At 53.0% G+C, this 23,128-nt stretch carries 23 protein-coding genes and 1 tRNA gene; 17 read left to right on the top strand and 7 right to left on the bottom strand.

Annotated features, from left to right (window positions below; genetic code table 11):
* Positions 1 to 4 precede the first annotated feature (4 nt).
* Entirely contained in the window at positions 5 to 853 is an 849-nt protein-coding gene (locus U2W12_RS12860; protein ID WP_326501088.1) for a symmetrical bis(5'-nucleosyl)-tetraphosphatase, read from the top strand.
* Here the strand turns inward: U2W12_RS12860 and tsaD are convergent.
* Positions 826 to 1,881 carry a tRNA (adenosine(37)-N6)-threonylcarbamoyltransferase complex transferase subunit TsaD gene (tsaD, locus tag U2W12_RS12855; protein WP_326501087.1) on the bottom strand — a complete coding sequence of 352 codons (1,056 nt, stop codon included), beginning with the start codon at positions 1,879 to 1,881 and terminating at the stop codon, positions 826 to 828. The genes U2W12_RS12860 and tsaD overlap by 28 nt on opposite strands.
* 112 nt (positions 1,882 to 1,993) lie before the next feature.
* On the opposite strand from tsaD, the gene rpsU reads away from it, so the two are divergent.
* From rpsU to U2W12_RS12805, 10 genes are all read left to right on the top strand, one after another.
* Entirely contained in the window at positions 1,994 to 2,227 is a 234-nt protein-coding gene (gene rpsU, locus U2W12_RS12850) for a 30S ribosomal protein S21 (protein ID WP_024298241.1), read from the top strand.
* Between the two features lie 14 nt (positions 2,228 to 2,241).
* Entirely contained in the window at positions 2,242 to 2,691 is a 450-nt protein-coding gene (locus tag U2W12_RS12845; RefSeq protein ID WP_326501086.1) for a GatB/YqeY domain-containing protein, read from the top strand.
* A gap of 26 nt (positions 2,692 to 2,717) precedes the next feature.
* Positions 2,718 to 4,448 carry a DNA primase gene (dnaG, locus tag U2W12_RS12840; RefSeq protein WP_326501085.1) on the top strand — a complete coding sequence of 577 codons (1,731 nt, stop codon included), beginning with the start codon at positions 2,718 to 2,720 and terminating at the stop codon, positions 4,446 to 4,448.
* A 78-nt stretch (positions 4,449 to 4,526) separates the two neighbouring features.
* Positions 4,527 to 6,338: an RNA polymerase sigma factor RpoD gene (gene rpoD / locus U2W12_RS12835; protein ID WP_326501084.1), complete on the top strand. Its 1,812-nt coding sequence runs from the start codon at positions 4,527 to 4,529 to the stop codon at positions 6,336 to 6,338.
* 11 nt (positions 6,339 to 6,349) lie between these two features.
* Positions 6,350 to 6,426, top strand: a tRNA-Ile gene (locus U2W12_RS12830).
* 71 nt (positions 6,427 to 6,497) lie between these two features.
* Positions 6,498 to 7,658, top strand: coding sequence for a methionine adenosyltransferase (gene metK, locus U2W12_RS12825; RefSeq protein ID WP_326501083.1), 1,161 nt, complete (start codon positions 6,498 to 6,500; stop codon positions 7,656 to 7,658).
* 26 nt (positions 7,659 to 7,684) lie between these two features.
* Positions 7,685 to 8,974: an adenosylhomocysteinase gene (gene ahcY, locus U2W12_RS12820; protein ID WP_326501082.1), complete on the top strand. Its 1,290-nt coding sequence runs from the start codon at positions 7,685 to 7,687 to the stop codon at positions 8,972 to 8,974.
* Positions 8,975 to 9,043: 69 nt separating this feature from the next.
* Positions 9,044 to 9,901, top strand: a complete 858-nt coding sequence (gene metF / locus U2W12_RS12815; protein WP_326501081.1) for a methylenetetrahydrofolate reductase [NAD(P)H] — start codon at positions 9,044 to 9,046, stop codon at positions 9,899 to 9,901.
* Positions 9,902 to 9,969: 68 nt separating this feature from the next.
* Positions 9,970 to 10,716: a 16S rRNA (uracil(1498)-N(3))-methyltransferase gene (locus tag U2W12_RS12810; RefSeq protein WP_326501183.1), complete on the top strand. Its 747-nt coding sequence runs from the start codon at positions 9,970 to 9,972 to the stop codon at positions 10,714 to 10,716.
* Positions 10,710 to 11,588 carry a CPBP family glutamic-type intramembrane protease gene (locus tag U2W12_RS12805; RefSeq protein WP_326501080.1) on the top strand — a complete coding sequence of 293 codons (879 nt, stop codon included), beginning with the start codon at positions 10,710 to 10,712 and terminating at the stop codon, positions 11,586 to 11,588. Before U2W12_RS12810 ends, U2W12_RS12805 begins: the two co-directional genes overlap by 7 nt.
* Here U2W12_RS12805 and U2W12_RS12800 read toward each other — a convergent pair.
* Together U2W12_RS12800 and U2W12_RS12795 are read right to left on the bottom strand one after the other, a co-directional pair.
* Positions 11,538 to 12,935 (bottom strand): deoxyribodipyrimidine photo-lyase, encoded by a 1,398-nt coding sequence (locus U2W12_RS12800; protein ID WP_326501079.1) that lies wholly within the window; start codon positions 12,933 to 12,935, stop codon positions 11,538 to 11,540. The two genes, U2W12_RS12805 and U2W12_RS12800, sit on opposite strands and share 51 nt — an antisense overlap.
* Positions 12,936 to 12,947: 12 nt before the next feature.
* A complete protein-coding gene (locus U2W12_RS12795; RefSeq protein WP_326501078.1) occupies positions 12,948 to 13,388 on the bottom strand; it encodes a DUF1499 domain-containing protein in 441 nt (146 codons plus the stop codon).
* A gap of 176 nt (positions 13,389 to 13,564) precedes the next feature.
* Between U2W12_RS12795 and U2W12_RS12790 the strand changes: the two genes are divergently transcribed.
* Together U2W12_RS12790 and U2W12_RS12785 are read left to right on the top strand one after the other, a co-directional pair.
* A complete protein-coding gene (locus U2W12_RS12790; RefSeq protein WP_326501077.1) occupies positions 13,565 to 14,500 on the top strand; it encodes a DUF523 and DUF1722 domain-containing protein in 936 nt (311 codons plus the stop codon).
* Positions 14,501 to 14,502: 2 nt separating this feature from the next.
* Complete coding sequence (locus U2W12_RS12785) at positions 14,503 to 15,348, top strand: SDR family oxidoreductase (RefSeq protein WP_326501076.1); 846 nt, start codon at positions 14,503 to 14,505, stop codon at positions 15,346 to 15,348.
* Positions 15,349 to 15,357: 9 nt separating this feature from the next.
* On the opposite strand, the gene U2W12_RS12780 is transcribed toward U2W12_RS12785, so the two are convergent.
* Complete coding sequence (locus U2W12_RS12780; RefSeq protein WP_326501075.1) at positions 15,358 to 15,660, bottom strand: hypothetical protein; 303 nt, start codon at positions 15,658 to 15,660, stop codon at positions 15,358 to 15,360.
* Between the two features lie 173 nt (positions 15,661 to 15,833).
* On the opposite strand from U2W12_RS12780, the gene U2W12_RS12775 reads away from it, so the two are divergent.
* Positions 15,834 to 16,496 carry a glutathione S-transferase family protein gene (locus U2W12_RS12775; protein ID WP_326501074.1) on the top strand — a complete coding sequence of 221 codons (663 nt, stop codon included), beginning with the start codon at positions 15,834 to 15,836 and terminating at the stop codon, positions 16,494 to 16,496.
* A gap of 270 nt (positions 16,497 to 16,766) precedes the next feature.
* Here U2W12_RS12775 and U2W12_RS12770 read toward each other — a convergent pair whose 3' ends face one another.
* Complete coding sequence (locus tag U2W12_RS12770; RefSeq protein ID WP_326501073.1) at positions 16,767 to 17,180, bottom strand: Dabb family protein; 414 nt, start codon at positions 17,178 to 17,180, stop codon at positions 16,767 to 16,769.
* Positions 17,181 to 17,320: 140 nt separating this feature from the next.
* On the opposite strand from U2W12_RS12770, the gene U2W12_RS12765 reads away from it, so the two are divergent.
* The 3 genes from U2W12_RS12765 to tsaE all read left to right on the top strand — a co-directional run bounded on the left by U2W12_RS12765 (position 17,321) and on the right by tsaE (position 19,617).
* A complete protein-coding gene (locus U2W12_RS12765; protein ID WP_326501072.1) occupies positions 17,321 to 17,485 on the top strand; it encodes a hypothetical protein in 165 nt (54 codons plus the stop codon).
* Between the two features lie 219 nt (positions 17,486 to 17,704).
* On the top strand, positions 17,705 to 19,168 hold the full coding sequence (locus tag U2W12_RS12760) for an NAD(P)H-hydrate dehydratase (protein WP_326501071.1): 1,464 nt from the start codon (positions 17,705 to 17,707) through the stop codon (positions 19,166 to 19,168).
* Positions 19,168 to 19,617 carry a tRNA (adenosine(37)-N6)-threonylcarbamoyltransferase complex ATPase subunit type 1 TsaE gene (gene tsaE, locus U2W12_RS12755; protein ID WP_326501070.1) on the top strand — a complete coding sequence of 150 codons (450 nt, stop codon included), beginning with the start codon at positions 19,168 to 19,170 and terminating at the stop codon, positions 19,615 to 19,617. Before U2W12_RS12760 ends, tsaE begins: the two co-directional genes overlap by 1 nt.
* A gap of 511 nt (positions 19,618 to 20,128) precedes the next feature.
* Here tsaE and U2W12_RS12750 read toward each other — a convergent pair.
* On the bottom strand, positions 20,129 to 21,322 hold the full coding sequence (locus U2W12_RS12750) for a hypothetical protein (protein WP_326501069.1): 1,194 nt from the start codon (positions 21,320 to 21,322) through the stop codon (positions 20,129 to 20,131).
* A 447-nt stretch (positions 21,323 to 21,769) separates the two neighbouring features.
* Positions 21,770 to 22,438, bottom strand: coding sequence for a restriction endonuclease (locus U2W12_RS12745; RefSeq protein ID WP_326501068.1), 669 nt, complete (start codon positions 22,436 to 22,438; stop codon positions 21,770 to 21,772).
* Positions 22,439 to 23,128: the final 690 nt, after the last annotated feature.

Genomic DNA, 23,128 nt, shown 5'->3' with positions numbered 1-23,128 from the left:
GCCGATGGCGATCTATGCAATCGGCGATGTGCAAGGCTGTTACGACGACCTGTTGAAACTGCTCGATGCGATCGTATTCGATCCGGAAACAGACCTGCTATGGTTTGCGGGAGATCTGGTCAACCGCGGACCGAAATCGCTGGACGTGCTGCGTTTCGTGAAAGGACTCGGGAATGCGGCGGTAACCGTGCTCGGCAATCATGATCTGCATTTGCTCGCGGCGTATGCCTCGGGCATCGTGCATAAAAAGGATACTTTTCAGGCTGTGCTGGATGCGCCGGATGGGGATGAACTGATCGATTGGCTCAGGTTTCGTCCGTTGTTTCATACGAACAATGAGTTCTGCCTTCTGCATGCGGGTCTGCCGCCGCAATGGGATCTGGAGGAGGCAGGCGCGATGGCGGAACTGGCCGAACGGGCCTTGCAGAGCGGAGATTATCGGCAGTTTTTGGGGCAGATGTACGGCAATCAGCCGGATCTCTGGTCAGGCGATTTGGAAGGCGTGCCGCTGTTGCGCTTCATCATCAATTGCTTCACGCGGATGCGATATCTGGATGCGGACGGACGCCTCGATTTCGCCCATGACGGTCCGCCCGGCTCGCAGCCTCCGCACTTGCTGCCGTGGTTTGCCGCGCCACAGCGCAAGAATGCCGATTTACGGATTGTTTTTGGGCATTGGTCGCAGCTTGGCTATTATGAAGGCCACAATTGCTATGCGATCGATACCGGTTGCCTGTGGGGAGGTCAATTGACCGCGCTACGCCTAGGCGATCCTGTCGAAAGAACCAGCATTATATGCCCCGGCTACCGGCGTCCCGGTAAGGCTTATTCAGATGCGGCGGGCGTGATTTGAGAGTGCGCGGTATGTGATCCGGCAGCCGTCAATTCGCTGATCGGCCAGCGCGGTTTGGCCATGATAGCAAGCGGTTCTTGTTGTCCGGCTAATAAGCGCTGACAGCCGGCATAGGCGATCATCGCGCCGTTGTCGGTGCAGAATTCTGGCCTTGGAAAATAGATTGCCGCTTTCTCCCCGGCGGCCATCGCGCGAAGCGAGGAGCGAATTTGGGTGTTGGCGCTGACGCCGCCGGCGACCACTAGTGTTTTAAGTCCGGTTTGTTGCAATGCGCGCCGGCATTTAATCGTAAGGGTGTCGGCCACGGCTTGCTGAAAAGCAAGAGCGATGTCGGCCTTGTTTTGTTCGCTGCGTTCACTCGCCTGTAAGGTATTCAGGGCAAAGGTTTTGAGGCCGCTAAAGCTGAAATCCAGTCCGGGGCGGTCGGTCATCGGACGTGGAAAGTTAAAATGGGCGTGGCCGCATTCGGCCAGGGCGGACAACTTGGGGCCGCCGGGGTAGCTCAAGCCGAGCATCTTGGCGGTCTTGTCGAATGCCTCGCCGGCCGCGTCATCGAGCGATTCGCCCAGAATTCGGTAGCGTCCTATGTCTTCGACTTCTACCAATTGCGTATGGCCGCCGGAAATGAGCAATGCGACGAAAGGAAACTTGGGCGGTTCCGGTTCCAACATCGGTGCGAGCAAATGGCCTTCCATGTGATGCACCGCGACCGCCGGAATCCGCCAGGCCCAGGCCAAGCCGCGCGCGGTCGCGGCGCCGACCAAGAGCGCTCCGATTAGGCCTGGGCCCGCGGTATAAGCGATGCCGTCGATGTCGTTTTGAGTCAATCCGCTGTCCCTGATCGCCTGCCGGATCATCGGGGCCAGTTTCCGGATGTGATCGCGCGAGGCAAGCTCCGGCACCACGCCGCCGTAGTCGCGGTGCAGGTCGATCTGGCTGTGCAAGAGATCGGATAACAGGCCGCGTTCGGAATCATAAAGTGCGACGCCGGTCTCATCGCAGGAGGTTTCTATGCCTAAAACGATCATCGAGTTTTGAAAATTGATCAAAAGAAAGGTATAATTAGGAGTTTACTAGAGCGGGTGTGCTAACGCCCATGTTTTTTAAATATTAACACAACTGGAAATTTGGAAACGTATAATGCCGTCAGTCAAAATTAAAGAAAACGAACCTTTCGATATCGCCATTCGCCGCTTTAAACGCGCTTGTGAAAAAGCCGGTGTATTGGCCGAAGTCCGTCGCCGCGAGTTTTATGAAAAACCGACCACGGAACGTAAACGCAAAGGTGCTGCGGCTGTCAAACGTCACCTGAAAAAACTGGCGCGCGAGCGTTATGCGTTGAAAAATCTGCGCCGCGGCCGTCCTGCCCTTTAATTTTGGTTCGGATGATGGATTTATTGACGGATCGAATCAAGGAAGAAATGAAAGCCGCCATGAAAGGCGGCGACAAATTCAAGCTAGGCGTGATCCGTTTGATTCTTGCCGCGGTCAAGCAGGTTGAAGTTGATGAGCGCATTACGCTCGATAACGACCGGACCATTCAGGTGCTGGACAAGATGTTGAAGCAGCGGCGCGAATCGATCAAGCAATATTCCGATGCCGGTCGCAACGACCTGGCGGATGCGGAAGGGGCGGAAATCAAAATCATTCAGGAATTCCTGCCTGCGGCGCTGAGCGATGCCGAGGTCGACGGCTTGGTTCAGGAAGCAATCGCAAAGTCCGGCGCTGCATCGGTCAAGGATATGGGCAAGGTAATGGCTCTATTGAAGTCGAAAATGCAGGGGCGCGCCGATATGGCGGTGGTCAGCCAAAAAATCAAGGCTGGTTTGGGAGGCTAATCCTCTCGTTCAACGCTTTTTAATTTATGTCCGAGGGACACATACCTCGTCAGTTCATTGATGACCTACTGGTGCGGGTTGATATCGTCGATCTTATCGATGCGCACCTTCCTCTCAAAAAAACAGGGGCGAATTTTGTCGCCCGTTGTCCCTTTCATACTGAAAAGACACCGAGTTTTTCGGTCAATCGTGACAAACAGTTTTATTACTGCTTCGGTTGCGGCGCCAGCGGCAACGCAATTACTTTTCTGATGGAATTCAATCGGCTCGACTTTGTCGAAGCGGTTGAAGATTTGGCCGCCTTTGTCGGCGTGGATATACCGCGGGAGTCGGTTTCAGAGCGAAGTTCGCCGCAAAAAAAAGACGATCTGAATACTCTTTACCAACTGATGGAGAAGGTGACTGCGTTTTTCACCGAGCAATTGCACGCAAAAGAAGGCGCCGTTGCGCGCGATTATTTGCGTGCTCGCGGCGTTGGCGAGCAGGTGATGCGCGATTATCGGCTGGGTTATGCGCCCGATGCGTGGCAAGCCTTGTCCGGGCAATTTAACAAACAGGCATTGCTCGATACGGGGTTGTCGATCAAGAATGAAACGGGGCATGTATATGACCGGTTCCGCGGCCGGATCATGTTTCCGATTCGCGACAAGCGCGGCCGAATTGTCGGTTTCGGCGGGCGAGTGCTGGACGATTCTACACCGAAATATTTGAATTCTCCGGAAACGCCCCTATTTCATAAAGGCCGGGAAGTTTACGGACTTTATGAATTGCTGAAAAAAAACAGCAAACCGGCGCGGATATTGTTTGTCGAAGGTTACATGGATGTGATTGCGTTGGCCGAATTCGGCATCGATAATGCCGTAGCCGCTTTGGGTACCGCGGCCTCGCAGGCGCATGTCGAGTTATTGTTCCGTTTTTCGGCGGAACTGGTATTTTGCTTTGACGGCGACAGGGCGGGAAGGGAAGCGGCCTGGCGGGCGATGGATGCGGTATTTCCTTGTCTTCGCGATGGGCGGCAGGTGCGCATCATGCTGTTGCCGCAGGATGAGGATCCCGATTCGCTGGTGCGCAAGGAGGGTGTTGAACGGTTTGGGGCGCGGATGCGGGAAGCCGATGTCTTGTCCGATTATTTTTTTGCAGAGGCCTCTAAAGACTTACAGCTGACCAGTATCGAGGCACGCGCGCAGCTGTTCGGCAAGGTTAGGCCCTATCTCGAAAAGTTGCCCGCGGGCATTTTTCGGGACATGATGCTTGCCAGGCTCAAGACCTTGTCCGAGGCGAGTCATCTGGATGTTTTGCAGAATGAGTCTACAATTAGTCGAAGTATCATCAGTCCGCGTGCCAAGGGCAGAATAACTTCCGCGAGGATGGCGATTGCATTATTGGTGCAAAATCCTGAATTGGCAATGTGCCCTGAATTGCAGGAAATCGACTGGAATACGCTGACATTTCCTGGTGTCGAATTGTTTAGGCATATCGTACAGACCCTATTGGCGCTAAAGCCCGCCAATTCCGCAGTGTTGCTCGAATCTTACCGCGACTCGGCCGATGAAAAGTCGGTCAAGGCGCTGGCGTTTTTGGATTTACAAGTTTCTGACGAGGATGTGGAAACGGTTTTCTGTGACGCTCTTGTTAAATTACGTATACAGTCTGCGGAAAACGAGTTGGAGCGGCTTTTGTCCAAAAAAGTGTTGACTCCCGATGAAAAAGAATCTCTGCGAAGGCTATATGCCATTATATCTGCTCTCAAAAAGTAGATGCCAAGCTATAAGTTTATATAGTAGAATCACGAGTTACGTGTGGTTCTGCTGAATTGCATATCCGGTGAGTGAATAATGAATCAAGAACAGCAACAGTCTCAGATTAAACAATTGATTGCCAAAGGCAAAATTCAGGGCTTCCTGACTTATGCCGAGATTAATGACCACTTGCCGAGTGATATTGTCGATCCTGAACAAATTGATGATTTCATCGGCATGATCAATGATATGGGTATCCAGGTCTATGAGGTTGCGCCTGACGAAGACTCATTGATTACCGATGCGGCTGCTGTCACCTCTGATGACGAAGATGCTGAAGAGGTCGCTGCGCTCGCGTCGGTCGACAGCGAATTTGGGCGGACGACCGACCCCGTGCGCATGTATATGCGCGAAATGGGCTCGGTCGAACTGTTGACGCGCGCGGACGAATTGAAAATTGCGAAGCGAATCGAAGAAGGCCAGCAGCAATTGGTTAAGGCTTTGGCGCGGTCCTGTGTCGTAGTTGATGACTTTCTGCAATCCTATGATTCGATTTCGTTTGAAGAGGGCGGCATTCGCTTGAACGATCTGATCACCGGTTTCGCCGACTACAGCGAGGCCGACGATTTGGCCGTGGTACAGGCCGGAGCGGATGACGTCGAAGAAGCCGGCGCCGCCGACGAAGAATTAAAAGGCCTGAATCTCGAAGAAGTCAACGAAAAGGTTGATAAGCTCAGAGTACAATTGCAGGTCGCCACAGACGCCTGCAAAAAGTATGGCTATGCGAGCGCGGAAACCGAAAAGGCGTTCGCTGTGTTGGCAGACTTGTTCATGGAATTCAAATGGACGCCGCAATATCTGAAAAAAATGTCGGGCATCATTCCCGACGGTGTTGCAAGCGTCCGTGACCAGGAAAGGATAATTCTGGAAATCTGCACGAAACATGCAAAAATGCCGCGTCCGGAATTTATCGCTCTGTTTACCGAAGACGAAAGTAATCCGGCTTGGCTGAACCGCAGCTTGGTGGACGGGAGCAAATACGCCGAGGCCTTGAAGCCTTATGAAAAAGACCTGCGCAAGGCGATCAAAACCCTGGGTGAGATCGAGGCGAAATTCGGATTGACGATCAACGGCCTGAAAGACATCAACCGGCGCATGTCGATCGGCGAGGCCAAATCGCGGCGTGCAAAGAAAGAAATGATTGAGGCGAATCTGCGTCTGGTTATTTCGATTGCAAAAAAATACACGAACCGCGGCCTGCAATTTCTCGATCTGATTCAGGAGGGCAATATCGGGCTGATGAAGGCGGTCGATAAATTCGAATACCGTCGCGGTTACAAGTTTTCGACCTATGCGACCTGGTGGATTCGTCAGGCGATTACCCGCTCGATCGCGGATCAGGCGCGGACAATCCGGATTCCGGTGCATATGATCGAAACGATCAACAAGCTGAACCGCATTTCACGGCAGATTTTGCAAGAACTGGGACGCGAGGCGACACCGGAAGAATTGGCTGTGCGGATGGAAATGCCGGAAGACAAAGTGCGCAAGGTATTGAAAATCGCGAAGGAGCCGATTTCGATGGAAACGCCGATCGGAGACGACGAGGATTCGCACCTGGGCGATTTTATCGAAGATTCAAGGGTGCTATCGCCGGTAGAATCTGCTACAATTGCGGGCTTACGTGAATCAACGCAAAATGTGCTGGCGGGGTTGACTGCGCGCGAAGCGAAGGTGCTCAGGATGCGCTTCGGTATCAATATGAATACCGATCATACGCTGGAAGAAGTCGGCAAGCAGTTTGATGTGACACGCGAAAGAATACGCCAGATCGAAGCCAAGGCGCTTAGAAAGTTGCGGCATCCGTCGAGATCTGAGCAGTTACGCTGTTTTCTGGACGGCGACTAAAGACCAGGCAAGGGCCCTTAGCTCAGTTGGTTAGAGCGTCCGACTCATAATCGGCAGGTCGTAGGTTCAAGTCCTACAGGGCCCACCAAATCATTAAAAAGGCTGCCTTGCAGCCTTTTTGCGTATCAGGCTTTATATCATTTTTTAATAGGCACTTCTATGAGCAACAATTTCATTTTTACCTCGGAATCGGTTTCGGAAGGGCATCCGGACAAGGTCGCGGATCAAATTTCCGATGCGGTATTGGATGCGCTGTTGGCGCAGGATCCCAGATCACGCGTCGCCTGCGAGACGATGGTAAAAACCGGCATGGTGATCATCGCCGGCGAGATCACGACCAATGCTTGGGTCGATCTGGAAGAACTGGTGCGCAAGACCGTTTGCGATATCGGCTATGATCACGGCGACATCGGTTTCGACGGTCATAGCTGCGCCGTCCTGAACGCGATCGGCAAGCAGTCGTCGGACATCGCGATGGGTGTCGATGAAGCCCAAAACCATGAACAGGGCGCCGGCGACCAAGGTCTAATGTTCGGCTATGCGTCGAACGAAACCGACGTGCTGATGCCGGCGCCGATCCAGTATTCGCATCTGTTGGTCAAGCGCCAGGCCGAAGTGCGCAAGAACAAGACCTTGCCTTGGCTGCGTCCGGACGCGAAAAGCCAGATCACTTTCCGCTATGAAAACCACAAACCGGTAGCGATCGACGCGGTCGTTTTATCGACCCAGCATTCGCCGGAAATCAGCAACAAAGCCTTGCATGAAGCGGTGATGGACGAAATCATCCTGCCAGTGCTGCCGAAGGAATGGATCCATAAGGACACCAAATTTTTCATCAACCCGACCGGCCAATTCGTGATCGGCGGCCCGGTCGGCGACTGCGGTCTGACCGGACGCAAGATCATCGTCGACAGCTACGGCGGCATGGCGCGTCACGGCGGCGGCGCGTTTTCCGGCAAGGACCCTTCCAAGGTCGACCGTTCGGCGGCCTACATGGCGCGCTATGTTGCGAAAAACATCGTCGCGGCGGGGCTCGCGGAGCGCTGCGAGATTCAGGTGTCTTATGCGATCGGCGTGGCCGAGCCGACTTCAATCACGATCGAAACCTTCGGCACCGGCAAGATCAGCGAAGACCGCCTGGTGGAAATAGTCCGCTCGATTTTCGATCTGAGACCGAAAGGCCTGATTGCGATGCTGGATCTGTTGCAGCCGATCTATCAGCCGACCGCGGCTTACGGCCATTTCGGACGCACAGAAGATACCTTTACCTGGGAAAGAACCGACAAGATCGAGGCTTTGCTCGATGCGGCCGGAATTTAACAACAGCACAGGAACGGAGCGAAAAAATGAGTCAAGATTACAAAGTCGCCGATATCGGACTCGCTGACTGGGGCCGCAAGGAAATTAATATCGCCGAAACCGAAATGCCGGGCCTGATGGCTCTGCGCACCGAGTACGGCGCCGAGCAGCCGCTGAAGGGCGCGCGTATCGCCGGTTGTCTGCACATGACGATTCAAACCGCGGTACTGATCGAAACGCTGACCGCGCTAGGCGCCGAAGTGCGCTGGTCGTCCTGCAACATCTTTTCGACGCAGGATCATGCCGCTTCCGCGATCGCCGCGGCCGGCATCCCGGTATTTGCCTGGAAGGGCGAGAACGAAGCCGAATTTGACTGGTGCATCGAGCAGACGATCGAAGGCCCGAACGGCTGGCGCCCGAACATGATTCTCGACGACGGCGGCGACCTGACTTTGATGATGCATGAAAAATATCCCGAATTGATGGATGGCGTCAAAGGCTTGTCCGAGGAAACCACGACTGGCGTCTTGCGTCTGCACGAACGGGTCGCGAAAGGAACACTGAAAGTGCCTGCCTTCAACGTAAACGATTCGGTAACCAAGTCCAAGTTCGACAACCTGTATGGTTGCCGCGAATCCCTGGTTGACGGTATCAAGCGCGCGACAGACGTGATGGTTGCAGGCAAGATCGCAGTCGTCTGCGGTTACGGTGATGTCGGCAAAGGCTGCGCCCAGTCGCTGCGCGGTCTCGGCGCGACAGTCTGGATTACAGAAATCGACCCGATCTGCGCCTTGCAGGCCGCAATGGAAGGCTACCGCGTCGTCACGATGGAAGAGGCAGCGCCACACGCGAATATTTTCGTAACCGCGACCGGTAACGTGAATGTGGTCACACACGCGCACATGCTGGCGATGAAAAATCAGGCGATCGTCTGCAACATCGGCCATTTCGATTCCGAAATCGACATTGCCTCGCTGCGCCAATACACCTGGGAAAACATCAAGCCGCAAGTCGATCATGTGATCTTCCCGGATGGTAAACGCTTGATCGTGTTGGCCGAAGGCCGTCTGGTTAATCTCGGCTGCGCGACCGGCCATCCGAGCTTCGTGATGTCCAATTCGTTCTGCAACCAGGTATTGGCGCAGATCGAACTGTGGAAGCACGCAGAGCAGTATGAAAACAAGGTTTACGTGCTGCCGAAGAAACTGGATGAAAAAGTCGCGAGCCTGCATCTGGCGCAGATCGGCGTGCACCTGACCCGCTTGACCGAGGAACAGGCGCGCTACATCAATGTGCCGGTCGAAGGTCCGTACAAGGCCGAATATTACCGGTATTGATTTATCCTCACTCAACTGTAGGCTGGGTTGCCCTATGTTCGGTAACCCGTCTCGGCCTAGGCGCATCGAATGAAACCACGCTATACGCATCCGAAGGTATTAAGTTTTGAGTTTTACCCGCCGAAAACCGAAGAGGGCGCGGCAAGCCTGAAGGTCGTTCACGAAAAGCTCGCCCGGCTGAATCCCGGCTTTTTTTCGGTCACCTTCGGCGCTGGCGGTTCGACGCGCGAGAAGACCTTCGAGACGGTTGTCGAAATCCAGGCCAAGGGCATTGCGGCCGCGCCGCATCTGTCTTGCGTCGCTTCGACCAGGGACAATATTCGCACGATTCTGAATGATTATCAGGCCAAGGGCATCAGCAAGATCGTCGCGTTGAGAGGCGATTTGCCGTCCGGCATGTTGTCGGCCGGCGAGTTCCGCTATGCGAACGAACTGGTCGAGTTCATCCGCAAGGAAACCGGCGATACCTTCGAAATTCATGTCGCGGCCTACCCGGAAGTGCATCCGCAAGCGCTGAATGCCAATGTCGATTTCGTGAATTTCAAGCGTAAGGTCGATGCGGGGGCGAATGCCGCGATCACGCAATATTTTTACAACGCCGAAGCGTATTTTTATTTCCGCGACCGCTGCGAGCAAAACGGCATCGAGATTCCGATCGTGCCGGGCATCATGCCGATCACGCAGTATTCGCAGTTGTTCCGTTTCTCCGAAATGTGCGGGGCGGACATTCCGCGCTGGCTGCGCAAACGCCTCGAGTGTCTCGGCGACGACCGTGCCTCGATCCAGGCCTTCGGGCGGGATGTGGTGACCGAGTTGTGCCAGAAACTGCTCGAGCAGGACGCGCCAGGCTTGCATTTCTATACGATGAATCAGTCGGGGCCGACGCTCGCGATTCTCGAAAACCTGCAAATCTGGCCTCAGCAATAATCTGCCCCGCCCCGTGAGGAGCGGCGCGCCTGACTGGCCGAACCGTTGTCCAGCCCTATTTCATGGCGATGCGAATATCCCGACTCTATGTTTCCGAACCGTTAAACTGCGGACAGCACATCGAACTCGACGATGACAGCGCGCATTATGTCAGAACCGTCTTGCGGCTTGCGAAGGACGACAAGATCGTGCTGTTCGACGGCTCGGGCGCCGATTTCTTGTCGGTGCTGCTCGAAGTCAGCCGGAACCGGGTGGCGGTCGCGCTCGAACAACGGCAGCCGCGCGATGTCGAATCGCCGCTGACGATCTGTCTCGGGCTCGGCATGGCGCGCGGCGACCGGATGGACCTGTCGGTGCAGAAGGCCGTCGAACTCGGCGTGAATCAAATAACGCCGATCGAGACCGAGCGCTGTCTGGTGCAGTTGAAGGGCGACAAGCGCATCCAGCGTTTCACGCATTGGCAGCGCATCATCCAGCATGCGGCCGAGCAGAGCGGACGGAGTGTATTGCCCGAATTGTCGCCGATCACCCGGCTGCATCAATGGGTCGGCGAGCAGCAGGGGCTGAAACTGTTCCTGGACCCTTATGCGGAAGTCACACTGGCCGACTTGCAGCCGGAAAACATGGAGGTGACGTTGTTGACCGGCCCCGAAGGCGGCTTTGCCGATCATGAGCGGGAGGCCGCGAAGGCCGCCGGCTTCATTCCGGTAAGGCTTGGTGGCAGGATACTGCGTACCGAAACGGCTTCGCTGGCGGCTTTGTCCGCGGTGCAGATGCTGTGGGGGGATTTCCGCGGCGTTTCGAAAGGATGCTGAAGCGCATTGGCTATGCGCTCGTTCCACTGGCGGTATTGCTGGCTCTTTCGCTGCTGGCCTGTGTGCTAGGCTATTTTCTGATCCAGTTCGCCGGCGAGCGCTTTACTTTATCCAAAGTCATCTCGAAAACCACGTTGTTCTTTCTGGTGCTGAGCATTTTTCCGGCGATGCGCTGGCTCGGGATCAACCGGTCCGATTTGGGTTTTGCCTCCGGGAAAAAATTACTCAAGCAGATTCCTCTGGGATTCGCGCTCGGCTTGCTGACCTTGTTGCCGGTGCTGTGGGTCGAGTTTCAACTGGGCATCCGTAGCCTCGATCAGGCCAAGCACTGGACGGTCATGTTGCTCGCCGAGAAGGCGGCCCTGACCTTGCTGTTGGCGCTGCTGATAGCGTTGATCGAAGAGCCGCTATTTCGCGGCTTGCTGATCGCCTCCATGCGTAGAAAAATGCCGCTCTGTGCTGCGGTTCTAGTCAGCGCCCTTTATTACACCTCGCTGCATTTCCTGCACAGCCATTCACAGATTCCGAGCGCTCAGGTGGCCTGGTCGAGCGGCTTTATATTGCTCTTCGAAGCCTTCGGCAATCTTTTCAATCCGCTCAATTTTTCGGACTGGCTGTCCTTGCTGGTAGTCGGCATTTTTTTAGGCATCATCAGGACGCGCGCACCCCACAATCTGGGCTTGTGCATCGGCTGCCACACGGGCTGGGTCTGGCAGATCAAGATGAATAAATTCTTGTTCAGCGCCGATTTGAACTCGGCTTGCGGCTTTTTGGTCGGCCATTATGACGGCGTGATCGGCTGGCTGGTCGCCGGCTGGTTGTCACTCATCCTGCTCGCCTATTGGGCCTCTCGACGCCTGAGAGGCCTTTAGAAATCTTGCCTTCGCGATGCGGCACTCTGTTGCATGGTCGACGATCGGAGCCGGATAGCCGCAAACGCTGTGTTTTTTGTCCCAGCGGTGAAGCCTTTCGGCCGGAAATTCACGAAGTTCCGGCAGCCAGCGAGTGATATAGCGGCAGTCCGGATCAAATTTCTGCTGCTGGGTCCAGGGATTGAAGATCCTGAAATAAGGCTGGGCGTCGCAGCCGGTCGAAGCGGCCCACTGCCAGTTACCGTTATTCACGCAGGGATCGTAGTCGACCAGATGCCGCGTAAAATAACGCTCGCCCCAGCGCCAGTCGATATGCAGGTCCTTGACCAGAAACGAGGCGGCGATCATCCTGACCCGGTTATGCATGAAGCCGGTTTCGTTCAGTTCGCGCATGCCGGCATCGACGATCGGAAAACCGGTCCTGCCTTCGCACCAGGCCTCGAAACGGCCGCTATGATCATCCCATTCGACAGCTTCGAATTTCTCCACAAAAGCCCGCCCGAACACGAACGGAAAATAATAGGCGATATGGGTGAAAAAGTCGCGCCAATATAACTGGCGCAGTAATGGATGTTCGCCGCCCAATTGAGTCAAGATCGCATAATACGCTTCGCGCACCGAACAACAGCCGAATTTCAGATAGGCCGACAGTCGGCTGGTCGTGTCCAGTGCAGGGTAGTCGCGCGATTGTTGATAATCGGCGAGCCGGCCGAGTTGATTCAGTAAAGCCAGCGCATGACTGCGGCCGCCAGGCATCATGTTCTGCTCTTGCTGATCAGGTAAAACGCATTGTTCGAGGGGCACGCCGGTATCGAGATTCATAAAGTTCGATCCGGCCAAGGCGCACGGCAACTTGACCGGAATCTGCCGCGCCTTTTGATAAAAGGCGGTGAATACCTTGTAGGGCATGCCGTCGTTTTTGACGGCGTCTTCGGGTTCGTTCAGCAGCGCATCCGGCAGCACATGCAGGACGATGCCGAGTTCACGGCAAGTCTCTGCGATCTCGTCGTCGCGACGGCGGCTAAACGGCGTGTAGTCGCGGTTGATGAATACCGCATCAATCTTCTGTTTGGCGAACAGTTCCCGAATCACCCCACAGGGCCCGCCATGGAAAAAGGCGAGTTCGCCGCCGGCCGCCAGACATTGCTGCTGCAAGTCGGTGAGTGCTTGCAGCATGAAGCGCAGGCCCGGCAGACTCTGGTAAGGATGCGGCTCGATTTGCCGGGGATCGAAGATGAAACCGGGCAACACTCGTTCTGACAGCTGCAGCGCTGCGTTCAGGCCGCAATTGTCTTCGAGCCGAAGGTCGCGCCGGAAGATGAGCAGCGAAAGCCGGTGGCGGGGCATCGAACGGCTTGGCTATTCGATCGCGCCGGCTTGTTGCAGTGTCGTGCGCAAGGCCTCGACCCGCCGACGGTTCACGCCGAGGTCGCTGTAGCCGACACGCGAGGCCGAACGGATCTGGATCACGCCGGCGTCGGCGTCGAGGATCGCGTGTACATCATCGACGAAGCGGAAAATCAGGCTGGTCGCCTCCGCATGCAGCGCCGTGTCGCCTGCTTCGGTAATCACCGTGCGGCTTTGTTCGCTCAGCGCCTTTTTGAGCGCCGCGAAGGCATCCTCCGGTCTGCCCTTGATCTTGAACGGCGCGATAAAATGATCGTTGTCCGCCGCCTGGCTCGACACGCAGTTCGGGCGGTTCGGACACAGTGGCAGGGTGATTGCGGCTGCTTTCGCTTCGGTCGGCATGCTTAGCGTCATGATGATCAATCCTACGGAGAATAATAATTTGAGTGGCATAATGTTCATGCGTTATATTCGCTCGGACAAAGGAAGTGAGGAACTGTGTTGGTGCCGGCAAATCGCCTTTTCGAGCGGCTATGGTAGCGTAATCGGACAAAGAAATTCCATAGCGTATAATATCCCGAACACAATGTAACCGAACAATTCCCGTTTGCAACTTACCGGTATTCGCAATGAACAAAATCCCGATCGGCATCAGCAGTTGTCTGCTCGGCCAGGAAGTGCGTTTCGACGGCGGTCATAAGCGCGATTCGTACATCACCGGCACGCTCGGGCAGTATTTCGAGTTTCACCCGTTTTGTCCGGAAGTCGCGATCGGGCTCGGCGTGCCAAGGCCGATTTTGCATCTGGTCAAGGTTGACGGCGAGATCCGCTGCGTCGGCGTCAAGGACCCTGAGCGCGACGTGACCGAGCGCTTGCGAGATTATGCGGATCAGCTTAAAGACCGGTATGCCGAGTTATGCGGCTATATCCTGAAAAAAGGCTCGCCGAGCTGCGGCATGGAGCGCGTGAAGGTTTATACCGGGGTCCAGCCGCGGCCGGAAGGCGTCGGCATTTTCGCCGAGGCGATGATGCACTTGAATCCCTTGCTGCCGGTCGAGGAGGAGGGCAGGCTCGGCGATCCGGGGCTGCGCGAAAATTTCATTCAGCGCGTCTATGTCTATTACCGTTGGAAGAAGCTGGTCGTCGAGGGCATCAGCGCGCCAAGCCTGACCCGCTTCCATGCGCGCCACAAGCTGATCATCATGAGCCACGGCGATTACCGCGAACTCGGGCAAATGCTGGCCGACCTGAGCCAGGAGAACCTGGCCGAAGTCGCCGAACGCTATATCGCTCGTCTGATGAAAATGCTGAAGCATGTGCCGACCCGCAGTCAGCATGTGAATGTCTTGCAGCATATCCAGGGCTATCTGAAAAAGGAACTGAACGCGGACGACAAGTCCGAAATGGTCGAGGTGATCGAACGCTACCGGCGCGGCGAAATTCCGCTGATCGTGCCGCTGACCTTGCTGAAGCACCATTTCCGCAAAACCCCCGACCCTTACATCGAGGAGTCTTACTACATGTCGCCTTATCCGCAGGAATTGCGGTTGATTAACGAGTTATAACGATGGCTAACATTTTGATCGTAGGCTGTGGCGAAATCGGTTCAACGTTGGGTTATCAGCTGGCCGCGCAGGGGCATCGGGTAACCGGATTGAAACGGCATCCGCCGGCTGCCGACAAAGCGATACATTATATTGCTGGGGATATTGCCGACGCCGACACGCTGCAGGGTTTGGAAACCGGTTTCGACCAAGCGTTTTTCATCGTCTCGGCCGACGGTCGCAACGAGCAAATCTATCGCGAGGTCTACCAAACCGGCTTGAACAACGTGCTGGCGCGGTTTTCCGGCGTGCCGATGCTATTCGTTTCATCGACCAGCGTTTACGGACAGTCGCGCGGCGAATGGGTCGATGAAATGTCCGACGCTGAACCGGATGATCAAAACAGCCGACTGATTAGACAGGCAGAAAAGCAGGTGCTGGCGGCGAACCCAGACAATATCGTTGTGCGCTTCTCCGGCATTTACGGGCCGAGCCGCGGGCATTTGGTCAGATTGGCGGCGGCTAAGCCCGCGATACAAAAAACACCGCCTTACTACACGAATCGGATTCACCAGGACGATTGTGTCGGAGTCCTGGCGTTTCTTTTCACGCGACGTTTGGCCGGAGCGGCGCTGGATAGTTGTTATCTGGCCAGCGACGACGATCCCGCGCCGATGTGGGAGGTCGTCTCCTGGCTGGCCGAACGCCAGCATTGCCCTCCGCCTGTCATCAAACCAGTCGGCGACGATGTGCCGATGAACAAGCGCTGCGATAATTCACGCCTGAAAGCATTGGGTTACCGCTTTCTGTATGCGAGTTATAAAGAAAGTTATTGCTGGGTAGAGCGTGCGCAGGGTTTACCGCGCTGAACTTATGAGTCAGGGATCGTCTGTTTCCGAAACCGTGAATTCTATGCCGCCGATGAGTTTTGCAATCCGGTTATAAAGAAAACAGGCAAACAAAGAGAATAAATAACAGAACAGACCGCCCGCCAGTGGTAAAAATACGATGACAGAGATGATTCGTAGAATATTGAAGTCCGGCTGGTTCACTATTTCCGGTTTTGAGGCAAACATGCTGATGAACATCAGAGACGTAATAAATGCGGATGCCCCCGCATATACGAGCGCGATCACTTTACTCGTTTGATGAATAGATATGCGGGTGATTTGTTTCTTCATATCACTGATTTTGTCTTCCGATGGTCAATGTCGCAGTTTCGGTTTTTTATACGCCGATTACCCGCCGTTGGCAAGGCAGCGATAAGTGCTGTAATCGCGATTGATCGGAATCATTCTATAAATAATGTTTGGGGTGCATAGGGTGAAACGTTTTTTGAGAGTCGAATTAGCAAATGACCGTTGAAGTTTTTTGGGGCTTGGGAAGTCCTTATTCTTGGCGCGTATTACTGGCTCTGGAATTAAAACGGGTGCCGTATCAAAGTCGGAGCCTGCGTTTTCCAGAAAAAGATTTGAAATCGACGGACTTTCTGGCGATCAATCCGCGCGGACAATTGCCGGCGATTCGCGACGGCGCATTCACGCTTTACGAATCGATCGCGATCCTGAGCTATTTGGATGCCAAACAGCCGGAACGGCCCTTGTTCGGTAACAGTTCGGCGGAACGCGGCCTGATCTGGCGTCTGATCATGGAATGCGTCTATTATCTGGAACCACACATGACATCGTTTGCCGGCACGATATTTTCTGGGGAACTGCCGGAAAAGCGCCAGGAAGCGATCGAATCCAGGAAGAAGGTCGAGCAGGAACTGGCCCGCATCAATGAAGCTTTAAGCGTTGGCGATTATCTGTCCGGCAATAGCATTTCGGCGGCCGATGTCGCGTACTATCCGGTCATCCAATTGTTGCTGGTTTCCGCCAGGCGCGAAAATACCGAAGCGGTCAGCGGCGCGCTGCGCCATATCGACGTGCATTTTCCGGCATTGCATGCCTGGTGTCAGCGAATCGAGGCCTTGCCGGGATTTGCAAAAACGAATCCCCCGCATTGGCAAGCCTAAAATGTAGAGGTCATTTCGCGAAAAACATACCTAACATTGTTCCCACGCATTAAGGTAACGATTATAACTCCTCGTCTTATGGACAACGCCATTATTAATGGAACTTGTCATTCCGGCAAGACAGTAGTCGTGATGTCGGCAATCCCTGCCGACATCACGACTTAACTTAAAGGCATTGGCCTTATGAGAGAGGGGCGAATACTGACAAGGTCTCCTAACTTATGACTTGGTTGAAAACTTTGGTCAAGCTGTGGCGCTTGAAACCAGCCTTCAATCCGCAAAATCGTAAACCTTATACCGGTCAACCAAAGGCTTCAGCACTTCCTGAATCACCTTATGATGTTCCGGATGTTTCGAATAGTTCTCCAGTGCCTCCTTGCTCTCAAACGTTGCAGAAATTGCGATATCGAAGCTGTCATCGACCGACGGGCTTGGATGCTCGCGTTTGATGCCGGCAACCGGGCCAATATTGTAACTTAAAACGCCTGGCAGCTTGGACAGCCGCTTGCTGCCCTCGATATATTTCCGGCGCGCTTCCGGATCGCCGTGCTGTTTCAGCCAGATCACCACGAGGTGATGAACCTTGCCGTCGATCGTGGTCGAAGGCCGCTCGGCATGCGCGGCATTGCCAAGGCCCAAGGCGACTAACAGGATTACCAAGCGTTTTAAAGGGAGTGTTTTCATGATGTAACCTCTAGGGAATAAAAGCGGTTTTTATGACCGCCAAGTGTACCAGAAAATTCCGCGCGAGCGGCGTTTGCAGGATTTGCCGAAACGCAGAATTGCAGCATAAGCCCGGCGTGAGAAACTTTGCAAAAGCCGCTATGATAGCGACTTTGAATTACTGCCTGGATGTCTTTATGTCGAAACTCGCTCTGAAACTGATCGCCGAAAACAAAAAGGCGCGTTTGCCGTTTCTCGATCTCGGTAATTCCGGCTTGTCCGAAATGCCCACGGAATCGGCGAAATGGTTGGGCTTGAGGAATTGACGTTTGCGAGCGAACAGTTCTCTTTCGACGGTAAAAAACCGTATTCAAAATAACACCCAAAATACAGGACCCGGAAATACAATTGAACGTTTGGATTCGGCAAATTTCCGTCCCGGAGTTTTTCGGGCAAAAACGCCTCTTACAGCGTAAACGGGACGGCAAACTGAAAATTGAATGTCCGGCCAGTTACAAAGACATGGATATTTTATCTTCAAGCTTATGAAAAATCTTCCCCAAACCCTTTACAGTGCCGCCCAAGCCAGAGAGCTGGATCGGATCGCGATCGAGGTATTCGGCATTCCCGGCTATCAATTGATGTGCAGGGCTGGCGGCGCGATGTTTGACTGTATGGTTGAAAAATGGCCGGAGGCGCGGTCGTTGGTAGTATTTTGCGGCAGCGGCAATAATGCCGGCGATGGTTATGTGATCGCCCGGCTCGCGCAGGCAGCGGGAATTCGCACGCAGGTGATCAGTGTCGGCGAGCCCGAGAAATTGAAAGGTGATGCATTGACGGCTTTCCAGGATTATCGGCAAGCTGGCGGAACGATCACGCATTTCCAGGAAGGGAAGGCTATAGATGCCGATCTGCTTGTCGATGCGTTGCTCGGCACAGGTCTCGACCGGCCTGTGGCGGGGATTTATGCGGATTCGATTCGAGTGATCAATCAGGCCCAAATACCGGTCATTTCCGCCGATATTCCTTCCGGTCTGAATGCAGATACCGGCCATGTGATGGGCTCGGCAGTCAAGGCCGATTGTACGGTGACCTTTATCGGCTTGAAACAGGGGCTGTTTACCGGTCAAGCGGCCGATTATGTCGGCGAGATCGTTTATGATGCGTTGGCGGTGCCGGATGAGGTTTTCGGTTCGGTAAAATCAAGCGTTTTTCGCGTATTACAAAAACCTATGATGCCGCGCCGGCGCTGTGCGCATAAAGGCAACATGGGGCATGTGTTGATCATCGGCGGCGATCTAGGCTATTCGGGCGCGGCGCGGATGGCCGGCGAGGCGGCATTGCGGGTCGGCACGGGGTTGGTTAGCATTGCGACACGCAGTGAACACGCCGGCTTGATGAATCTGAATCGACCGGAACTGATGTGTCGTGGTGTCGAAAGCGACGCAGATTTGGCGCCTTTGTTGGACAAAACCGATGTTCTAGTGCTGGGGCCGGGATTGGGGCAGGGCGCCTGGGGCAAGGAAATGTTCAATGCCGTGCTGAAGTCAGACAAGCCGATCGTGCTCGATGCGGACGGATTGAATTTATTGGCGGAGTCTCCAATGAATAAAACCCACTGTATTTTGACACCGCATCCCGGCGAAGCGGCCCGCTTATTGCGCACTTCTTCCCAAGCCTTACAACAGGACCGTTTCGCGGCGGTAGAAGCGATCCGCGCGACTTACGGCAGCGTCGTGGTATTGAAAGGCGCGGGTTCGCTGATTGCGAGTGATTCGCGGATCGCAGTGTCGATAACCGGCAATCCGGGCATGGCGTCGGGCGGCATGGGCGATGTGCTGTCCGGCGTGATCGCGGGTTTGCTGGCGCAAGGCCTTGATTTACATGACGCGGCCGAACAGGGCGTGTTTTTGCACGGCCGCGCCGCCGACCTGGCGGCCGCGAAGGATGGCGAACGCGGCTTGTTGGCGACCGATTTATTGCCGTTTTTGAGACAGTTGGTGAATTGATGCAACGTTATTTACAATCGACAGAAGAAACAGAACAGTTCGGCGCGGCATTGTGGCGCATAGTGCCTACGAAATGCTTGGTGTTTCTGCACGGCGAACTGGGGGCGGGCAAGACCACGTTGGTCCGCGGTTTTTTACAGGCGGCGGGTCATTTCGGTGCAGTGAAGAGCCCGACCTATACGCTGGTCGAAGAATACCGGATCGGCGACCGAAAAATATATCATTTCGACTTATACCGCTTGGCCGATCCGGAAGAACTGGAATGGATAGGTATCCGCGATTATCTGGACGAGGAATCCGTCTGCATTATCGAGTGGCCCGAAATGGGTAAAGGGATATTGCCTTCTGCGGATGTGTCGATTCGTTTGCGCGCGCAGGGCGCTGGGCGGCTGATCAGTGTCGATGTTTTTGCAGATGAGTTAAGGGATTTGTTTGCAGGCGCTGCTTAGCCAGTTGTCAAAGCTCTCCTAGCATTACGTTTCCTGTCCTCCTTTCAAGAGCAAGAAAAATGAAAGCGGTCTCAATCTTTGCCAGAATCAAATGTGCCCTAGTCCTTATTATCTTCATGATGATGCCTCTATTTCCAATCACAAGCACGTTAGGACTGATCATAGTGATTTTTCGACCTATCTGGTTTAAAAAGCTTGTTGATAATGTGTATGCTGATAAAAACGACCTATAGTTACGAAAGCTAGAATTGGCGACATGATGCATGCCGTACCATCAAGTGATCGAGGCGTCTTGACCATCACTCCAGAAGGTCCGCTTGAAAATCAGATTCCGTTAGTTTAGTGTGTAAAACAGCTTCCAATTTTTTCCAGATTCAGCGTGAAATTTGCCAACCCATAAATCCTCCTTATACTTTAAAAACAACAATATAGAAACTTCTACTGGAAAAATATGGCGATCTTCAGTGGAAAATATTCAACGCTGTTTGACACTTAAGCAAATCCTCCGAAATTACGCCACTTCAGCAGCCTCTTCTGGTTGTCCAAGAACAATCTCTTCTGGATGTCCGAGAAGCGCTCTAATGACATTAGCCTCTCCATTAAAGCAAAGCGCTTCGACCTCATCATCCAGCGATTTTGCCAAAGCTTGCATATCAGCTAAATAGTCTGTTTCGTTTTCATTTTGTGTTGCGTCTTCGTCATCGTTTTTCGTTGGGTGGGGAGGAAGCATACTAACTTCCAACTTGGCACCATCCGTAATTTTCTGTGCGAGAGTAGTCAGGGACTGCGTCATAGCATTTTTCAGTTCGTTCTTTCGACCTTTGTCAGCACCTTTGTAATGCTCATCAACTGTTTGTTCTGCCAATGTTCGTAGTTCAGTTTTAGCCCCTTCCGCTTGCTCTTGTTTCAATGCCTCAATTGCCTGAGGGGAGCGCTTCTTCTCAATTAGCTTTTCAATTAGATCTCTTGTTTCGATAAGCTCTCTGAGAATTCCATTTACACCTTTCACGCATTTTGAGAACCCCCAAAGCACGGGCGGAGTGCTAGCCAAATACACCATCCAGTCAGTCGTGGCACATGTTTTAATTTGTAGCGAAGGAGCATTCGGGTCAAAGAGTTCGACGATCGGAGCAAGCACGTTGTGCCACTGGTTAAATTCCTTACTCAAATCCTTCAAGGTAGATGCATTGTTGACTCTTGGAATAAGAAGTCCGATCTCTGCCTCTCCTGCATCCAATGCGTCATACTCGACTTTTAGCTCAGCGAAACCGTTGTCGATGTTTGCGATACTCTGGAAGAACTTTTGTGTTTCCTGCTGAATAGTGGAGAGTTCTTGAACAGCCAGACTTGGTGCAGCAGGGTTTGATGAAATGGCAGATCGAACTTGCTGAAAGAGAGCATTTCCAATGAATTTCTGCGCGCCTATCGAATCCAGTATGTCCTTTAGTATCGGGCGAGGGGTATTTAGAGGAGAAGTTGCAAGAGTGTTTTTACATTTATCGAGCGCTGCTTTATATGCGCTTGCAATTTCTGCATTACCAGGATTCCCTGCAATGTTATTCAAAGAGGTCTGAACTTCTTGAATCAATTGTACTGGATTTAAATTTTTGTAATCTTGGTGCAGTAACTCAACTGCCCGATGGAAACGCCCGAGATGCATATGCTGTCCAATTTTTATCCGATAAAATGACAAGACTACCGACAAATTGATGGCCTATCAAGTTACTAAAAATTAATGTCATAAAAAACAGTTACTAAGCTAAATGAGTCGATTGAGGAAACAAGCCGAAATTTGAATTTTGGAGATCAACCCCATAGTGTTACAGGTATTTTTGCTTGCACAAAACCAACAGTGTTATTTGACAACGGTAACAGTTGTTGATTGATCCTTAAATTTTTCATTTAATAACAGGTCGAATTAAAAACGTTGCTTGATGTTTAATTTCTTACACCGCGACATCTGGGAAATTGAGCGCAGCCCCAAAACCCATTGCCTTTGTTCGGCCCTTTATTGGCAGTGCGTCTTACCATACCGCCGCCACAAACTGGGCAAAGCACCTGATGCTGGGCAGTAAATGAAGGTTTTGGCTTCGGTTCTGTATGGGGTTGATCAAATTGGGGCGATTGAACATGAGAAAGCATTTCGGCAAGCTCAGCTCCGTCTATCAATACGATATTCCCCTTTGGCGAATGCACGGGCTTCATTGGTAAACACGCCTGACGTAGCCACAAAGCCGCCTGTCGCCCCCTGAGCGGCCATCACACCGAACAATTCCCGCACAATGTTTACTGACACTTTAAAGGCTCGCCATTGCTTGCATTGAACCAGGAAAACTTCGCCGTCTTTTTTCAGCATCAGATCGATGCCGCCATCAGCCCCGCCACCGGCTGTTTCCACGACAGAATAACCTTTCATTCTGAAGGCTTCGCCGACCAACAATTCAAAATCGCGCCAGCTTAAGGATCGGATCATGTTTACCGAACCGCCACTGTTTGAGGCCAGATTCTGGCGATGTTCGCGCTTGAAAAACGCAGTCAGCGCGGCCAGCAAAAATACGCTAGGTAAAAGATACTGTCCGATGCTGGACATCGATTTTATAAGCTGACCAGTTATCATATGACCAATTTGGCCTGGAACAGCCGTGGTAGGGACGGCGGCGATGGCGTAATGGTGTAACACCGCATATGCAAGGGGAGCCAGCATTGTGCCGACCCACCAGGGCATTGACGCGGTGATTTCAAATATGTCCTCAATAGGGCTGCTTTTTCTTCTGGCCATTTGACTTAGTTCATCCGATTCTTCATGACGGTAGTGAATCATGAAAGCCCGAGAAGTTATCGCCAGCATCAACCTTTTCTTTGCTGGCGCTTTTATCTTTTATCGATGCAGTGTGGGGGCTTTCAGTTGATCTAAGTCTAGCAGATCAATTGCGGGGAGCTAGGCCATCAGACGTTTAGGGTGCGGCTAGTCTCTTCTTTGGTGCAATTTAAGCGCGGGGCAATTATAGGAGGGATGGATTAACGCGTAATGGGAGCTTCAATGCGATACAAAATGGCAAGTGTAGCCCTAACCATGTTCTGTTAGGTATGGTTGAGGGTATATAGGATTTGCTGTTAAGGTGGGGTACTGAATTTTTTTTGAGGTGTAAAAGCAGTAGGACAGATGGGTCGGATAGACAGCGATTTTGTAAACCTTTTCTATATTTTTTCATAGAACAGTTTATGAAAATAGCATCTTATCTGTCACATCCGTCTTCTAAAAATACTCATAAAAATACTCACGGGTATGCGCTCAGTGCATATCCACAGCAGGGATATAAGCAAGTGCTAAAATTCCAGCCTAGAATGGGCTGGTCATTGAGTCGATAGAAGGCAAAAAAGATGGCTTTAACTAGAGTCTACTCAGAAAACACTATCTGTTTGATTTAATAGCTAAATCAGTTATTTTTCGTTGCTGTAAGTGCACGGTTTTTGACCAACCCACGCTTAAATCCGTGCACCCTTTTTGCCC

The organism is Methylomicrobium sp. Wu6 (assembly GCF_035916875.1).
Taxonomy (GTDB): Bacteria; Pseudomonadota; Gammaproteobacteria; order Methylococcales; family Methylomonadaceae; genus Methylomicrobium.
The sequence above is the reverse complement of the archived record's forward strand: the minus strand, read 5'-3'. Positions and strand labels throughout refer to the sequence as shown.

Bases quoted from the DNA above. Each gene is read 5' to 3' on its own strand.
- U2W12_RS12810 (WP_326501183.1), top strand. From the start codon at position 9,970: ATGCGAATATCCCGACTCTATGTTTCCGAACCGTTAAACTGCGGACAG.
- U2W12_RS12845 (WP_326501086.1), top strand. From the start codon at position 2,242: ATGGATTTATTGACGGATCGAATCAAGGAAGAAATGAAAGCCGCCATG.
- tsaE (WP_326501070.1), top strand. From the start codon at position 19,168: ATGCAACGTTATTTACAATCGACAGAAGAAACAGAACAGTTCGGCGCG.
- ahcY (WP_326501082.1), top strand. From the start codon at position 7,685: ATGAGTCAAGATTACAAAGTCGCCGATATCGGACTCGCTGACTGGGGC.
- U2W12_RS12785 (WP_326501076.1), top strand. From the start codon at position 14,503: ATGGCTAACATTTTGATCGTAGGCTGTGGCGAAATCGGTTCAACGTTG.
- U2W12_RS12770 (WP_326501073.1), bottom strand. From the start codon at position 17,180: ATGAAAACACTCCCTTTAAAACGCTTGGTAATCCTGTTAGTCGCCTTG.
- U2W12_RS12800 (WP_326501079.1), bottom strand. From the start codon at position 12,935: ATGCCCCGCCACCGGCTTTCGCTGCTCATCTTCCGGCGCGACCTTCGG.
- U2W12_RS12765 (WP_326501072.1), top strand. From the start codon at position 17,321: ATGATAGCGACTTTGAATTACTGCCTGGATGTCTTTATGTCGAAACTC.
- U2W12_RS12760 (WP_326501071.1), top strand. From the start codon at position 17,705: ATGAAAAATCTTCCCCAAACCCTTTACAGTGCCGCCCAAGCCAGAGAG.
- U2W12_RS12860 (WP_326501088.1), top strand. From the start codon at position 5: ATGGCGATCTATGCAATCGGCGATGTGCAAGGCTGTTACGACGACCTG.
- rpoD (WP_326501084.1), top strand. From the start codon at position 4,527: ATGAATCAAGAACAGCAACAGTCTCAGATTAAACAATTGATTGCCAAA.
- metK (WP_326501083.1), top strand. From the start codon at position 6,498: ATGAGCAACAATTTCATTTTTACCTCGGAATCGGTTTCGGAAGGGCAT.
- dnaG (WP_326501085.1), top strand. From the start codon at position 2,718: ATGTCCGAGGGACACATACCTCGTCAGTTCATTGATGACCTACTGGTG.
- U2W12_RS12780 (WP_326501075.1), bottom strand. From the start codon at position 15,660: ATGAAGAAACAAATCACCCGCATATCTATTCATCAAACGAGTAAAGTG.
- U2W12_RS12795 (WP_326501078.1), bottom strand. From the start codon at position 13,388: ATGCCACTCAAATTATTATTCTCCGTAGGATTGATCATCATGACGCTA.
- U2W12_RS12745 (WP_326501068.1), bottom strand. From the start codon at position 22,438: ATGATTCACTACCGTCATGAAGAATCGGATGAACTAAGTCAAATGGCC.
- U2W12_RS12775 (WP_326501074.1), top strand. From the start codon at position 15,834: ATGACCGTTGAAGTTTTTTGGGGCTTGGGAAGTCCTTATTCTTGGCGC.
- tsaD (WP_326501087.1), bottom strand. From the start codon at position 1,881: ATGATCGTTTTAGGCATAGAAACCTCCTGCGATGAGACCGGCGTCGCA.
- U2W12_RS12805 (WP_326501080.1), top strand. From the start codon at position 10,710: ATGCTGAAGCGCATTGGCTATGCGCTCGTTCCACTGGCGGTATTGCTG.
- U2W12_RS12790 (WP_326501077.1), top strand. From the start codon at position 13,565: ATGAACAAAATCCCGATCGGCATCAGCAGTTGTCTGCTCGGCCAGGAA.
- metF (WP_326501081.1), top strand. From the start codon at position 9,044: ATGAAACCACGCTATACGCATCCGAAGGTATTAAGTTTTGAGTTTTAC.
- rpsU (WP_024298241.1), top strand. From the start codon at position 1,994: ATGCCGTCAGTCAAAATTAAAGAAAACGAACCTTTCGATATCGCCATT.